12 protein-coding genes are annotated in these 14,828 nt (G+C 54.0%); 1 reads left to right on the top strand and 11 read right to left on the bottom strand.

Features of this window, described 5'->3' with window-relative positions; all coding sequences use genetic code 11:
• Positions 1-60: 60 nt before the first annotated feature.
• The 11 genes from AC3ZPD_RS16280 to AC3ZPD_RS16230 all read right to left on the bottom strand — a co-directional run bounded on the left by AC3ZPD_RS16280 (position 61) and on the right by AC3ZPD_RS16230 (position 11,907).
• Entirely contained in the window at positions 61-1,317 is a 1,257-nt protein-coding gene (locus AC3ZPD_RS16280) for a stalk domain-containing protein (RefSeq protein ID WP_490985338.1), read from the bottom strand.
• Between the two features lie 229 nt (positions 1,318-1,546).
• Complete coding sequence (locus AC3ZPD_RS16275) at positions 1,547-1,810, bottom strand: hypothetical protein (protein WP_490985337.1); 264 nt, start codon at positions 1,808-1,810, stop codon at positions 1,547-1,549.
• A gap of 91 nt (positions 1,811-1,901) precedes the next feature.
• Positions 1,902-2,762 (bottom strand): inositol monophosphatase family protein, encoded by an 861-nt coding sequence (locus AC3ZPD_RS16270; RefSeq protein WP_490985336.1) that lies wholly within the window; start codon positions 2,760-2,762, stop codon positions 1,902-1,904.
• A 273-nt stretch (positions 2,763-3,035) separates the two neighbouring features.
• On the bottom strand, positions 3,036-3,740 hold the full coding sequence (locus AC3ZPD_RS16265) for an ABC transporter ATP-binding protein (RefSeq protein WP_490985335.1): 705 nt from the start codon (positions 3,738-3,740) through the stop codon (positions 3,036-3,038).
• Entirely contained in the window at positions 3,737-4,525 is a 789-nt protein-coding gene (locus AC3ZPD_RS16260) for an ABC transporter ATP-binding protein (protein WP_490985334.1), read from the bottom strand. Before AC3ZPD_RS16260 ends, AC3ZPD_RS16265 begins: the two co-directional genes overlap by 4 nt.
• Before the next feature lie 52 nt (positions 4,526-4,577).
• Entirely contained in the window at positions 4,578-5,888 is a 1,311-nt protein-coding gene (locus AC3ZPD_RS16255; RefSeq protein WP_490985333.1) for a branched-chain amino acid ABC transporter permease, read from the bottom strand.
• 10 nt (positions 5,889-5,898) lie between these two features.
• Entirely contained in the window at positions 5,899-6,882 is a 984-nt protein-coding gene (locus tag AC3ZPD_RS16250; protein ID WP_490985367.1) for a branched-chain amino acid ABC transporter permease, read from the bottom strand.
• Positions 6,883-7,039: 157 nt separating this feature from the next.
• Positions 7,040-8,215 (bottom strand): branched-chain amino acid ABC transporter substrate-binding protein, encoded by a 1,176-nt coding sequence (locus AC3ZPD_RS16245; protein ID WP_490985332.1) that lies wholly within the window; start codon positions 8,213-8,215, stop codon positions 7,040-7,042.
• Between the two features lie 395 nt (positions 8,216-8,610).
• A complete protein-coding gene (gene uvsE, locus AC3ZPD_RS16240; protein WP_490985331.1) occupies positions 8,611-9,618 on the bottom strand; it encodes a UV DNA damage repair endonuclease UvsE in 1,008 nt (335 codons plus the stop codon).
• Between the two features lie 135 nt (positions 9,619-9,753).
• The gene (locus AC3ZPD_RS16235) at positions 9,754-10,851 is read right to left on the bottom strand and encodes a D-alanine--D-alanine ligase (RefSeq protein ID WP_490985330.1); all 1,098 of its coding nucleotides are present in this window, start codon (positions 10,849-10,851) and stop codon (positions 9,754-9,756) included.
• A gap of 42 nt (positions 10,852-10,893) precedes the next feature.
• Positions 10,894-11,907: an amidase domain-containing protein gene (locus AC3ZPD_RS16230; RefSeq protein WP_490985329.1), complete on the bottom strand. Its 1,014-nt coding sequence runs from the start codon at positions 11,905-11,907 to the stop codon at positions 10,894-10,896.
• A gap of 180 nt (positions 11,908-12,087) precedes the next feature.
• Between AC3ZPD_RS16230 and acnA the strand changes: the two genes are divergently transcribed.
• Positions 12,088-14,805, top strand: a complete 2,718-nt coding sequence (acnA, locus tag AC3ZPD_RS16225; RefSeq protein ID WP_490985328.1) for an aconitate hydratase AcnA — start codon at positions 12,088-12,090, stop codon at positions 14,803-14,805.
• The last annotated feature ends 23 nt before the right edge of the window (positions 14,806-14,828 follow it).

Raw genomic sequence — 14,828 nt, 5'->3', positions numbered from 1 at the left:
AACGCAACGAGACCGTCCCTGCCCGGGACGGTCTCGAGGTTTTCGTTATATCTGTGACGATCAAAGATTAATAAATGCCGTTTTCATTTTCGCGCTGTACTGTACGTCAAAGCCAAGTCCGTTTGCCAGCAAAGCAAGCGGCACGTAGGTTTTGGAATTGACGCCGACTTTATTCAGAAAAGCAGGAGCGGATGTTGCCACCTTCGTCCCGTTTACCTGAATGGTGGAAGAACCGATCGGAATGACAACCGTGCGCCCGGCTAAAGTGACGGTAACCGTGCTCGTTTTGCTGTTCCATTTCGAGACCGCATGGGTGGCCTGCACGATATCCCCGATGGCGACAAAAGTTTGACCGTTCTTCAAAATCGGTTTGTTCGCCGAATTCCATTCCTGGCCACCTATCACGATGGAGATCGGCTCTTTGCCGGCCGCGGCTGCGGTCTGGCGGTATTCGCCCCAAATGACCCCGGCAAAAACTTTGGCAATCGCTTCATAGCCGGCTTGCTGCGGATGAATATCCCCTTCAAGAATATGCGTGTAGCTCATTTCGCTGCCGACAAAGGCGGCCGCAATATGGGCTGCTTTTACCGGTCCCGTTGCCGTATTCGTCTGGGCTACAACTTGATCCACAGTGGACGTGTACAAAGCCGCAGCCTGCTCCAGCTTGTCGTAGTCGGCCTTCCCGGCAATCGCCGGAACCGGCTGGTATTGGTCGGCAAGCACGATCAGCGCCTGCGGGTTCACTTCACGCAAATGCCCGATCGTCTGAACGATGTTGGCCGAATAATCCGCCAGCAGCGTTTTGACTTTGGCTTCCATATCGCTTGCCGCCAGCGTCTTCACTTCCGACAGCAGCGGTTTAATATCGTTGCCGCCAATCGTGATTACAATGAGATTGGCATCCGCCACATCCGATTTCGCTTGGGCGATACCCGAAGCAAACTGTCCAATCCTCGGATCGGAAACGCCGGGCTGAATCGCATCCGCCGTAACCGCAGTACCCGCTTCAATCGCTCCCGTATAGTTGGCCAAACCTTCGCTCGTCAGGCCCAGAATTCCGTCATTCACCAGCTCTGCCCGGCCATGGAACAAAGCCTGCTCCTTCAGTCGCTCGGCGTATCCGTATACAGCAGGGTTCGTTTGAGTAGCCATCGCCGGTTCAAATCCCGCGGTCACCGAATCCCCGAGAGCAACGATCTTATAAACGCTCCCTGCCTGGGCAGCCGCTCCCGCCTGAATCGGCAAGGCCAGCACCGCTGCAAGCAGCAGCCCGCCTAATACCTTGCCCGCTTTTCTATTGCCTGTTATTCCTTTCATCCGATTAAACACGCTCCTTTATCTTTTCGAATCCATTTATGTAGCTTCTATCATCCAGTGAGGAAAATTGTACTTGCCGACCGGCTTTACCGTCAATACCCGGCGCTGCCTGGATTTTTTTCAAATGCCGTGAACTTAGTATGAATACGAAAAAAACCTCCGTTTCCCGGAGGTTTTGAAAGCTGTCGGCAGCCCCTTTCTGAATGGGTTTAGCCATCAGCAGATGCGCTTATTCTTCAGCGTCCTTTTTCTGATCGCCGGCAGGAGGCGGAGACGTCATGTATTTATCATATCTGCCGTCAATTTCTTTGGCCATGCTGCGGTATTTGATCGTTTCCTCGACTACCGGATCAAACGTCGTCTGAATCCGCACCTCATATTTGGGCGACAGCCGTTTGCGTCCTTCTTCCTGCCGGTTGGTCTCGTCCAGTTCCCCTTCGGTCAGTAACTCCGAGAGCTTCTCTTCAAGCTCCTTGTCCTTTTCGCTGCTCATAGGAAGACCTCCTTTAGTTAAGCTGTTTCTATTCCTTCGTTACCCGCAGGCAGCCTCAGCCTAAACAGCGGTCAGGAAAGCCTATAGAAGCTCAAAAACCTGTCGCGTCGGATTTGGCGAGGGAATCCAGCAGCTCCTGGTGGATTTTCCCGTTGGTTGCCGCCAAATGTCGGGTATTCAGGCTGAAAGCTCCGCCGCGGGTATCCGTCACCCGGCCGCCCGATTCGGTCACCAGGAGCACACCGGCTGCGACATCCCAGGCATTCAAGCCGACTTCATAGTAACCGGTCAGTCTGCCTGCCGCCACGTACGCCAGCTGCAGCGCCGCTGAACCAAAGGTTCTGAGGCTTCGGGTCTCCGTAGCCAATGCGGTAATCCCCTTAATGTTCACCGACAGCGCAAAATTGCGGTCCGGATTATATCCAACGGCTATCAGGCTGTCCAAGAGGACTCCTTCCTGAGAAACCGCCATCGGATTGCCGTGCACATACGCGCCTTTGCCTTTCTCCGCCACAAACATTTCATCATGCATCGGGTCATAAATGACGCCGACCACCAATTCGCCCTTAACGGCCAAAGCGATGGATACGCAAAAATACGGATTGCCGTGCACAAAATTAGTCGTGCCGTCGATCGGATCCACGATCCACAAATACTCCGAATCGGCATAGCCGGCAACGGCTTTCGCCGAAGCTTCAGCGCCGGGCTCGACGCTTTCTTCGCCGAGAAAATCATGATCCGGAAAATGCGTTTGAATCAGCTTGCGGATCATGATCTCCGCCCCTTTGTCCACTTCCGTCACCAGATCCTGCGGGGAGGTTTTTATATCCAATTGTTTATAAATGCCCACTCGGCTCTTAATCCATTCACCGGCCTTGGCGGCCGCGTTAATCGCAACTGCGGTAAACGACTTGCTGCCCACGACGAAGGTGGGTTTCTTATTGTCTTCCAACCTTGATCCCTCTACTTTCTATAGCAATCTACTTGTTTGCTCCTGTTAGAATACGTTCGGTATGGCATAAAGTTGCGCCGTTTTTCCAAAAAAAGGCTATCAGGAACATTTCTCGAAGCCGCGCCTCTTTAATCCTTTGATTTATTATGCCCAAAAGCAAGGCTCGAACCTCGCCCGCTCCGGTTCAGCTGCTATCCCCGTCTGCGGATTACTCCTTCCTATTGTATAAGAAAACGTCCCCCGTTAAAAGGAAAAAGCCGCCTCCCGGCGGCTTTAGGCCAAATAAGCTTCCTGAACCTGATCATTGGACAGCAGCCGTCCGGCTTCATCCTGCAGGACGATTTCACCGGTTTGGATAACGTAACCGCGATGGGCGATTTTCAGCGCATGATAGGCGTTCTGCTCCACCAGCAAAATGGTCATCCCGTCACGGTTCAGCTCCTGGATGATTTCAAAAATTTGGTCGACCAGCACGGGAGCCAGTCCCATCGAAGGCTCATCGAGCAGCAGGATGTCCGGTTTCATCATCAGCGCCCGGGCGATCGCCAGCATCTGCTGCTCTCCTCCGCTCATCGTGCCGCCGGCCTGGTGATAACGTTCCTTCAACCGCGGGAAATAAACAAAAGCCTGCTCGATCCTTTGTTTGATCTGCTTTTTATCTCTAACCGAAAAAGCGCCCATTTCCAGGTTCTCTTTCACGGTAAGGCGCGGAAAAATCCGTCTGCCCTCCGGAACGTGGGCAATGCCCGCTCCTGCAATCCGGTGGGGCTGCCAGGACGTAATCTTTTCCCCCTCAAACACGATTTCGCCTTTAGTTTGGACTTGGCCGCAAATAGATTTCAGCGTGGTGGACTTTCCAGCTCCGTTCGAGCCGATCAGCGTGACAATTTCCCCCTGGTTGACGGACATGGTGATGCCTCTTAGCGCCTGAATGCCGCCGTAAAAGGCCTCCACCCGGTTCAACTGCAGCAAACTCATAGCTTGACGACCTCCTCCTCAACCGCGCTTTTGCCCAGATAGGCTTCAATGACCTTCGGATTTGAGCGGATGTTCTCCGGGCCGCCTTCCGCAATTTTTTCTCCATGATCAAGCACCAGGATATGCTCTGACAACTCCATCACCAGCTTCATATCGTGCTCTATTAAAATGATGGAAAGGTCCAGCTCCTCCTGCATATGACGGATCAGACCGGTCAGCTCGGCCGTTTCCCTGGGGTTCATGCCCGCCGCCGGTTCGTCGAGCAGCAGCACCTTGGGTTTCGTCGCCAAAGCCCGGGCAATTTCAAGGCGCCGCTGTGCGCCATAGGATAAGCTTGAGGCTTCCTCATTCATCAGGTGGGCCAACCCCACATATTCCAGCAGCCGGTAAGCTTCCGCTTGGGCGGCAAGCTCTTCATGCCGCACATCGGGCAAACCAAGCAGCGTCTGCGCGATCCCCGATTTCAGGTGGATATGCATCCCGACCATCACGTTCTCCAGCACCGTCATGCTGCCGAACAAACGGATGTTTTGGAAGGTTCGGGCGATGCCTTTTTCCGTAATTTTGTGCGGCTTGACCTTTATGATCGATTCCCCGTCCAGTTCGATGGTGCCGCCGTCAGGCATGTAGATGCCGGTAATCAGGTTAAAGAAAGTTGTTTTCCCTGCTCCGTTCGGACCGATGACCGCCGAAATCCGGCCTTTCGGAAAAGAAAAATCTACACCGTTCACCGCCACCAGACCGCCGAATTTCTTCATCAGCTTCGAGACCTGCAATATCGTCATGTTCCGTTCCTCCTCATCAAGGCAAAGCCTAAATTATCGGGAATCCCAAAAGTCATTTGTTCACGGCAGTCGGGCCTGCCGCCGGAGCAGACGGAGCAGCCGGGGGACTCGGGGATCCACCCGCAACCGTAGCCTGCTGAGCTCCATGATTCAAATGAACCCTGCGGTTCTTAGCTTTAATCAGCCCGTTTGGCCTGAAAATAGCTACCAAAATCAGGATCAGCCCGAAGATCAGGCGCTGCATTTTGGACGGCGACAGGGCATCCGGGATCTGGACTGCTCCCCGGGTGGAAAGCTGATTCAGCCAGTTGGTCAGCTCCGTCAGGACCTGCAGGTTTAAAATGGTGATCAGGCTGGCTCCCAGGATCACGCCGGGTACGCTGCCCATTCCGCCCAACACCACCATGACCAGAATGGTCGTAGATTCGATCAGCGTAAAGCTGGTGGGATCGATAAACGTTTGTTTTGCCGCAAAGACGACCCCCATCATGCCGGAAAAAGAAGCCCCGATCGCAAACGCCGTCAGTTTGGTCCGGATCAGCGGTATGCCCATCGACTGGGCAGCGATTTCATTTTCGCGCACCGCCTTCCAGGAACGGCCCAGCCGGGAATATTCCAGTCTGCGAACCGCAAAAATGACGACAGCCAAAATCGTCAGCACGATAAAATAAAACTGATGCGGAAACGTAAACTGGAACCCGAACAGGTTTGGCGGCTGAATGGACGATAGCCCCATCGCCCCGTTTGTAATATTGACCGGCTTCTCCAGGTTGTTGAAAATAATCCGGATAATTTCCCCGAAGCCCAGGGTTACAATAGCCAAATAATCGCCTTTGACCCGCAGCACCGGAAGACCGAGCAAAATCCCGAAGATTCCAGCCATAAAGCCGCCGAGCAGGATAAAGATCCAGAAGGAACCCCCGGATAAAGGAAACAAATTCCCCGAAATAAAATGATTCGCCTGCCCTGTGGCGAAAATGCCGTACGTGTAGGCGCCGACCGCAAAAAACGCGACAAACCCCATATCCAGCAGCCCGGCGAACCCGACGACGATATTGAGTCCAAGCGCCATCGCGACATAAATGCCGCATTGGGAGGCTACTTCCATATAGGCTTCGTAAGAAGGCCCGCCGGAGGTGGCAAAAGGAATGAGCAGAATCAGCAGCACGCCTGCGGCGATCCATTTCACCCTATTGCCGAAGGACGTGAAATAAAGAAGCAGCAGCGAAGCCAGCAGCAGCAGAAACGCGACCACCGATTTATCCATCAGATAAACGGCCGCAGCCGTAATCAGGATAAAAGCGGCGAGCAGGCCGCCCTGGGCGGTTTTGTTGGCGGCAAGCCAATGCTTAAGCTTTTCCATAACGGATCACCTACACCTTCTCTTTGACGGCCCGGCCAAACAAGCCCTCGGGTTTAAAGATCAACACGATGATCAGGATCATAAAAGCGAACACGTCCTTGTATTCCGCGCCGAAGCTTCCATGCGTCAAAATGCCGAGGTTGGACGAAGCAAACATTTCCAAAATGCCGATCACGATTCCACCGAACATCGCCCCGCGGATATTGCCGATTCCGCCAAGCACCGCCGCCGTAAAAGCCTTCATTCCCAAAATAAAGCCGATATAGGGATCGATCGTTCCGTACTGCTGAGCGAACAAAACCCCCGTTGCACCGCCAAGAGCAGAGCCTATAAAAAAGGTAAGGACAACGATTTTGTTGACGTTGATCGACATCAGGGAAGCCGTCTCCCGATCCTGCGCTACAGCCCGCATGGCAACGCCCCATTTCGTCCGGTTCACGAATAAATCAAGCCCGACCATCAGCAAAACGGCCACGATTAAAATGATGACCGTATTCGCTTTAATCGAGGCGTTCCCAAACACGCTGCTGACCGCGGAAGTATCCAGCGTCATTCTCCCATTGAACAAGGAATCGCTGGTCACGATATAGTTGCCGGTTTTGAGCTGGGCAATAAAACGGACCACATCCTGCAGAACAAAGGAAACCCCAAATGCCGAAATAAGCGAAATCAGCTTCGGCGCTTTCCTGAGCGGCCTGTACGCCACCCTTTCTATGCCGACCCCCAAGCTGCCGGTAACCATCATTGCGACCAGAATGATCAGCAAATAGGAAAACCACGCCGGCAGGCCGCCAAGCCAGCCAAACGATTGGAACATAAACAGGACGGTCGTGCCGACAAACGCCCCTGTCATAAAAATTTCGCCGTGCGCAAAGTTAATCAGCTCCAAAATGCCGTAAACCATCGTATAACCGAGTGCCACCACCGCATAAATCGCGCCCAAAGCCAGGCCGTCGATCAACACCTGCGGAAGCGTCTGCAATAGGCTTGCCATCATAGGCATGCTCCTTTCGAATGTTCTGAAAATGAAGACAGCCAAGAGTCTGCCCCAAACCGGAACATCTCTTGGCCGCAGCTGCTTTGCAAGTCGCTTAAGTTGTATGTCCGGGCCGCCGAACGTTTTCTCTCCTTTCTCCCTTCCTAGAGACTCCTTATTTGCTGACTTCGGAAATCATGCTGCCCGGATAAGAAGCGGCCTCAAACTTATAAATGAAAACTTTGGCGTAAGAGTTGTCGCCGATCTCGTCGAAGCTTACTTTGGTGGCTACGCCTTCAAAGTCCTTCGTTGCGCGGACCGCGTCGCGAATTTCGTCCCGGGACGGCAGCTTGCCGCCGTTATCTTCAATGCCCTTCTTGACCGCTTCGAGCATGACGGACATGGAATCGTAGGCGTAAGCCGAATACCCTTCCGGTTTCTTGCTGAACTTCTGCTCGTATTTATCAGCCCAGGCCTTACCGGAATCCGTCTTCGTAATGTCCGTCGAAACCGAGCTGTACAAAGTGCCGATCACGTCATCTTTGGCGATGTCCACCATGCCGGAGGAATCCAGCGCGTCGCCGCCCATGACCGGAGCGGTAATGCCCTTGTCCCGGGCCTGCTTGACGATCAGTCCGCCTTCCGCATACATCCCGCCAAAGAAAATAAAATCGGGATTTTTGGATTGAACGATGTTCAAGACCCCGTTAAAATCCTTCTCGCCGACGGTAATGCCTTCATAACCGGAGATGGTTGCCCCGTCTTTCTCGGCCGCGGATCTGAAAGCATCCGCCAGCCCTTGGCCGTAAGCCGTTTTATCCTGGATGATGAAAATATTTTTGGCACCAAGCGTTTTGATGGCATACTCCGCAGCGGCCGGCCCCTGGAAGTCGTCGCGCGCTACAACGCGGTTAACGACTTTCAGCTTGCGGTCCGTCACTTCCGTGGCTGTACTTGCGGGGGAGATCATGGGGAGGTCGTATTTCTCGTAGACAACGGAAGACGGGATGGAAACCCCGGAATTCAAGTGGCCGATCACGCCGACGATCGATTGGTCTGCACCGATCTGCTCGGCGTTGGCGACTCCCTTTTTGGCATCGCCCTGATCGTCGTAGGGAACAAGCTCCAGCGAATAACCCAGCTTCGTAAATTCCTCTTTGTGGTCGTCCAGCGACATCTGGGCACCCAGCTTGATCGCCTCGCCTTGAATGGAGCTTCCGCCGGATAAAGGAGACTGGGTCGCTATCTTGATGACTTGGCCGCTTCCCGAATCGGAGGAACCGCCGGAACCTGATGCCGAATCGCTCTTGCTGCCGCATCCTGCGGTAATTAAAGCTAAAACTAATAACATTGCCGCTAACCCTTTAACCTTCATAGAAATCCCCCATTCAAATGTTAATTTATTTAACATATAGTGGTACGAAATATATGATTAGTATAACTTCACCCCTCTATTTCGGCAATATTTTTTTACTAATATTGAACTTAAATACAATAAAGACTTATTATCCTATCAAAACCTATTTATTACTATAAAATACTATAGAAAACTACCTAATTAAAGTTAGGTTTATATCATGTATAATAACTTAATGTGTTATTTATATGTAATATTATGGCATGATTCCATAAAAAAAAGAGCGCCCCCTTTTCCCGGGGCAACTCTTCTCTTGATAAACCTTTCTGATAAACCAAATTGACTATATTAAGATCGACAAATTGGTTATCTGTCTTTTAGGTTTTTCCTTAACCGGAAATTCTGACGGATGCCCGATCCAGAATTTCAACCCCGTCTTCTTGAGAGCGGGAAAGCTCGTCCATCAGGGCAAACAAAGCGCCGTCCTTCAGCTTGGCTTCCAGCATGACATCAACCGCCTTCGTTCCGGAAGCGATGCTGCGCAGAAAATCAAGCAGCGGTCCGGCTTCTACCCCGTCGGCGTGGCTGCGCCGGTCAGTTTCGCTTTTCGGGCTGGAGGCATGAATCTTCGGAGGCAGGGGGTCTCCGGCCGGAGAATCAGCCTGGGCGTACTCCGATTCCCAAGTACGCAGGATCCGCGGCCACAACTCGGCCGGTTTCTCGCCCTGATTGTTCACCCATTGGTGATGAATGTCCAGCACCATCGGCAGACCCAGCCGTTCGCACATTTCCAGCGTTTCCACGGCGTCAAACGTTTTGTCGTCGTTCTCCAGCGTCAGACGGCGCTTGAACGAATCAGGCAAATGCCCCGCCGCTTCGGCAAAACGTTCCCCCGCAGACGGCTTGTCTCCATAAGCGCCGCCGATATGGATATTGTTTTTGGACCGGCAATCCAGCCCCATCGCCTCCAGCATAGACACATGGTACCGCAAAACCCGGATAGAACTTTCCAGCATCTCCGGACGCGGCGTGCTGAGGACCGTAAAATGGTCAGGGTGAAACGACACGCGTATCCGATGCTCCTTCGCGTAATCCCCGACCTCGCGAAAGGAAGACGCAAGCCCAGCAAACGGATTCCAGTCCGCCAATTCCTGATGGGTAGCCAGAGGAATCAGCTTGGAGGTCAGACGGTAAACATGAATATCGTTATAAGCGCAGTGCTTCAGCAGCCTGAGCGTATTATGCAGATTTTCGGCCGCAATATGCTCCAGCTTACGCAGCCCGGCTTCACGGTCGGCAAGTTTGGCGAAACTTTTTAAGGTCATCGTTTTGGAAGGCGACACGCCTTTCATCACTTCCGCTGTAGACATCGCCACAAATCCGAAACGTACAATCATACCCGCGGTTCCCCTAGGGGCCGGTCCGGGTGAGCCCTCAGCTCACGGCCTTCCCGTTTGTCTACAAGTCTGCATACGGATTGAAATTCGGTTTGGAAACCCATCGGCTACTCCCTCTCTTGCTGCCAGTTTCCCTTATTGTACGCCGTTTTCGAAATCCAAATTCTGACGCGCTTCAAATCGTTCGACAGCCAGGCCGATTAGGCGATCCAGCAGGGCGGCATAAGAAACACCTGTTTCACGCCACAGCAGCGGATACATGCTGAACGGCGTAAACCCCGGCATCGTATTCACTTCATTAATCAGGATAGCCCCGTTGTCTCTGCGGACAAAGAAATCCGCCCGGCAAAGGCCGCTTCCTTCTATAGACTTAAACGCCTTGACTCCCAGTTCACGCACTCGTTCGGCAAGTTCCGTGTCCAGCTCGGCCGGAATAATCATTTGCGATTTGCCGTCCAGGTATTTGGCCGAATAATCATAATATTCGCTGTTCGAGACAATTTCGCCCGGTACGGAAGCCAGCGGCTCGTCGTTGCCGAGGATCCCTACTTCGATTTCACGGGCATCTACAAACTCTTCCACAATCACCTTCAGGTCATAACGCAGTGCATGGTTGATCGCCTGGATCAGCTCTTCTCGGTTGGACGCTTTGGAAATGCCCACGCTGGAACCAAGGTTTGCCGGCTTTACGAAACAAGGATAACCCAATTCATCCTCCACCGCCTGGAGGTGCTCATGGCTGTGGCGTTCCCAGGAAGATGCGGTAAAATAGCAGTATTTGCACTGATCGAGGCCCGCATCCGCGAACAGCTTCTTCATGACCACTTTGTCCATCCCCGCCGCCGAAGCCAATACCCCAGCGCCTACATAAGGGAGATTCGCCATTTCAAACAATCCCTGGATCGTTCCGTCTTCCCCGTTTGTCCCGTGCAGCAGCGGGAACACGACGTCAAGCCCTCCGCCGCCTCCGGACAGCCCGCTGAACAGCAGCTGTACGGCCGCCGAGGTGTCTCCGGCCCCCTGCTCCAGCTTCAGCTTTTCAAGGGAGGAAAGCGGAGCCGCCAGGCGTCCACCCACTCTCCATTCGCCCTTTTTTGTAATAAAAAAAGGAACGATTTCATATTTGTCGTAGTCAAACGCATTCATAACGGCAAATGCCGTTTGCAGTGATACTTCGTGTTCTCCCGATTTGCCGCCGTATACAAGGCCGACGGTCGTTTTGTCCTGTCCCATGATTTACCTCTCTCTTCCTCTATTGTCAGTCGATAACGCCAGTCAGAACCGGTCCGGAAGATGAAAAAAACGATATCTCGTATTCTCCGTCCAGGCGTATGAATCCTTGTAATCCCAATATCTGTGCCGGCTGCTGACCGTATGCGCATTAACGAGCGGCATGCCGCCGGCATCAAACGCGGTCACGATCGTGCTGTGCTGATAAGCCCCGTTTCCGTCCCAATCATAAATAATCACGTCGCCTAACTCGAGCTGTTCAGCGCGGTCAACGGAAATGGCGTGCAAGCCGGTTCGGCTCGTGCTCAGATAACGCTCAAGGCTGTTCGATACCGCCCAGCTGTAGCTCCAGGATTCCTGGGAGCCGACATAACCTTTGTACCACCAGCCCGATTCTCTTTTCCCAGTATAGTTTATCGGCGCTCCGCCTGCAAAGAGGCACTGCGAAATGTAGTTCGTGCAATCCACCTCAAAACCGGCAAATTCCGGATTGTAGGCATCCCACCATTCATCGGCATATTTAACCGCGTCCTCCCTGCGGTACACCGGACCTTTCGGCACGCCGCCGCTGCCCAGTACGTCACGGTTCAGGTACGGCCCGCGTTTATCGGCTTTCCGCGGCGGATCGCCGGGCTGTCCGCTGTTTGGAAAAGCCCCCGCCAGCACCGGGCTGCGCTCGGGCACTTCCTGCTCCACGGTCTCAACCAGCCAATCGCCGCCGCTCCGGACCAAAACCAGGCGCTGGCGGTCCAGCCGGTCCTCGCGGTGTTTGACGCCGGCTTTGTCGTAATAAATTTTGCGGTGCAGCTGCAGTTCAACCTCCACCTCGTCCCGGGATTCCACAGGTTCGCTGACCAGCTTGGCTTTCGTTTCGCTTCTGAGCGGAGACGCACCGCGCTCCTCGTACCATCTGGCCATCCGGGCTTTGCGTTCCCCGCGGCGCATCAGATACTCGAGATCCGTAACCACGGTAGGTCCCCCGCGCGGCCGGTAATCGACCTCGTCCTGATTTTGCTGCAAAATATAGGTAGACAGCACATTTTTCCATTCTTCCGCCATCCTGATTCCCCCTCCTGCTCTCTTGCTTCGATAACTAGCACCATTCCAATAGATATGCAGCAAAAATAGGCAATATGAGCGGCAAAAAGTCCTTTACGAGCCTGTGCCCAGGCAGTATACTTAAATTAAAGCTTATTTTTGAAATGTCGTTTCACAGAATGAAACTCAGGAGGAAAACTTATGCCATTGAACGACCAGTTCTCCGCCCTCCGCAAACTTGAAGTCGGGGGCAAAACCTATCGTTACTATGATTTGAACACCCTGGAAGCGCAAGGTTTAGGCAGCGTTTCCAAACTTCCTTTTTCCATTAAAGTACTGCTTGAAGCCGCGATCCGCCAATTCGACGGACGCGCGATTACCGATGAACACGTGAAGCAAATCGCCGGCTGGGCGGAAGGCCGCGATGATAACAAAGAAATTCCGTTCATTCCTGCACGTATCGTCCTTCAGGACTTTACCGGCGTACCCGTTGTAGTCGATCTGGCTGCCATGCGGGATACGGTCAAAAAAGCCGGCGGAGATCCGAAGCAGATCAACCCGCTCGTTCCGGTCGATCTCGTAATCGACCACTCCGTCATGGTGGATGCTTTCGGAACGCCGGAAGCGTTGGAATACAACATGAACGTTGAGTTTGAACGGAACGAAGAACGTTACCGGTTCCTGCGCTGGGCGCAAACGGCGTTCAACAACTTCCGCGCCGTACCGCCGGCAACAGGCATCGTGCACCAGGTTAACCTGGAATATCTGGCTTCCGTCGCGGCTACCAAAACCGTGGACGGCGAAACGGTCGTATTCCCGGATTCCCTGGTAGGCACGGACTCCCATACAACGATGATCAACGGCCTTGGCGTTGTCGGCTGGGGCGTCGGCGGCATCGAGGCGGAAGCCGGCATGCTGGGACAGCCGCTTTATTTCGTAACGCCTGAAGTGATCGGCTTCAAATTGACCGGCAGCCTGGCTGAAGGCGCTACGGCGACCGACCTGGCGCTTACCGTCACCCAAATGCTCCGCAAAAAAGGCGTTGTCGGCAAATTCGTGGAATTCTACGGTCCCGGCCTTGCCAACATCAGCCTGGCCGACCGCGCGACGGTAGCCAATATGGCTCCTGAATACGGCGCGACCATCGGTTTCTTCCCGGTAGACGGCGAAACGCTGAACTACCTGCGCAGCACAGGCCGCTCCGACGAGCAGGTTGCGCTCGTGGAAGCCTACTACAAAGCGCAAGGCCTGTTCCGCACCAGCGATATGGCAGATCCTGAGTTTACCGATTTGATCGAACTCGATCTTGCCTCCGTCGTGCCAAGTTTGGCCGGCCCGAAACGTCCGCAGGACCGCATCGAGCTGACCGATATGAAAAAGAACTTCAACGATATTATCCGCACGCCTGTCGATAAAGGCGGCTACGGTCTGAGCGACGAAAAAATCGCCGAAAAGGTGCAGGTGAAACATCCGGACGGACGCGAAAGCCTGCTCGGCACCGGCGCCGTTGTCATCGCGGCCATTACGAGCTGTACGAACACCTCCAACCCAAGCGTTATGCTGGGCGCAGGTCTGCTCGCGAAAAAAGCCGTGGAACGCGGCCTGACCAAACCGGCCTATGTCAAAAGCAGCTTGACTCCGGGTTCCCTCGTCGTAACGCAATACCTGGAGAAAGCCGGCCTCATCGGCCCGCTGGAGCAGCTCGGCTTCCACGTAGCCGGCTACGGCTGCGCAACCTGCATCGGCAACTCCGGCCCGCTGCCTGACGAAGTAAGCGCAGCTATCGCCGACAACGACCTGACCGTTGCAGCCGTCCTGTCCGGCAACCGGAACTTCGAAGGCCGTGTTCATGCCCAGGTTAAAGCCAACTACCTGGCTTCTCCGCCGCTTGTGGTCGCTTATGCGCTCGCTGGTACCGTGAACATCGACCTGCAGACCGAACCGCTTGGCTACGACCAGTCCGGCGAACCTGTATATCTGAAGGACATCTGGCCATCTTCCCAGGAAATCAAGGATGCGATTGGCTTGTCCGTCAGCCCGGAAATGTTCCGCAGCAAATACGAAAACGTATTTACGCAAAACGAACGCTGGAACTCCATTCCTGTGCCTGAAGGCGAATTGTACGAATGGGATGAGAAATCCACTTATATCGCCAACCCGCCGTTCTTCGAGCATATCGCTGACGGCCTCAAGGATATCGGCGAAATCCGCAAAGCCCGTGTGCTGGCGCTGCTTGGCGACTCCGTTACGACGGACCATATCTCGCCTGCAGGCAATATCTCGCCGTCCAGCCCGGCCGGCATTTATCTGAATGACCACGGCGTTGCCCGCAAGGATTTCAACTCCTACGGCTCCCGCCGCGGCAACCATGAAGTCATGATGCGCGGCACGTTCGCCAACATCCGGATCCGCAACCAGGTGGCTCCGGGCACTGAAGGCGGCGTAACGAAATATCTGCCGACGGACGAAGTGCTGTCCATCTATGACGCCTCCATGAAATATCAGGATCAAGGCGACAACCTGGTGGTCATCGCCGGTAAAGAATACGGCACGGGCAGCTCGCGCGACTGGGCCGCAAAAGGCACCTACCTGCTGGGCGTCAAAGCCGTCATCGCCGAAAGCTTTGAACGGATTCACCGCAGCAATTTGGTCGGCATGGGCGTGCTTCCGCTTCAGTTCCAGGAAGGTGGCAGCTGGCAGAGCCTTGGCATCGACGGAACCGAAACCTTCGATATTCTCGGTCTGAGCAATGACGTGAAACCGGGCGAAACGCTGACCGTTGTTGCTACCCGCACAAACGGCACGCAGTTCGAATTCCCGGTAACGGCCCGCCTCGACAGCATGGTCGACGTGGATTACTACCATAACGGCGGCATCCTGCAAACGGTGCTTCGCCAAATGATTCAAGTAGGCGTTTAATAATAAGCCGTCATGAATTAGAT

This window comes from Paenibacillus mobilis (assembly GCF_058267595.1).
The sequence above is the reverse complement of the archived record's forward strand: the minus strand, read 5'-3'. Positions and strand labels throughout refer to the sequence as shown.

Coding starts and splice junctions, on each gene's coding strand:
- acnA (WP_490985328.1), top strand. CDS start 12,088: ATGCCATTGAACGACCAGTTCTCCGCCCTCCGCAAACTTGAAGTCGGG.
- AC3ZPD_RS16250 (WP_490985367.1), bottom strand. CDS start 6,882: ATGGCAAGCCTATTGCAGACGCTTCCGCAGGTGTTGATCGACGGCCTG.
- AC3ZPD_RS16260 (WP_490985334.1), bottom strand. CDS start 4,525: ATGACGATATTGCAGGTCTCGAAGCTGATGAAGAAATTCGGCGGTCTG.
- uvsE (WP_490985331.1), bottom strand. CDS start 9,618: ATGATTGTACGTTTCGGATTTGTGGCGATGTCTACAGCGGAAGTGATG.
- AC3ZPD_RS16265 (WP_490985335.1), bottom strand. CDS start 3,740: ATGAGTTTGCTGCAGTTGAACCGGGTGGAGGCCTTTTACGGCGGCATT.
- AC3ZPD_RS16245 (WP_490985332.1), bottom strand. CDS start 8,215: ATGTTATTAGTTTTAGCTTTAATTACCGCAGGATGCGGCAGCAAGAGC.
- AC3ZPD_RS16230 (WP_490985329.1), bottom strand. CDS start 11,907: ATGGCGGAAGAATGGAAAAATGTGCTGTCTACCTATATTTTGCAGCAA.
- AC3ZPD_RS16275 (WP_490985337.1), bottom strand. CDS start 1,810: ATGAGCAGCGAAAAGGACAAGGAGCTTGAAGAGAAGCTCTCGGAGTTA.
- AC3ZPD_RS16235 (WP_490985330.1), bottom strand. CDS start 10,851: ATGGGACAGGACAAAACGACCGTCGGCCTTGTATACGGCGGCAAATCG.
- AC3ZPD_RS16255 (WP_490985333.1), bottom strand. CDS start 5,888: ATGGAAAAGCTTAAGCATTGGCTTGCCGCCAACAAAACCGCCCAGGGC.
- AC3ZPD_RS16280 (WP_490985338.1), bottom strand. CDS start 1,317: ATGAAAGGAATAACAGGCAATAGAAAAGCGGGCAAGGTATTAGGCGGG.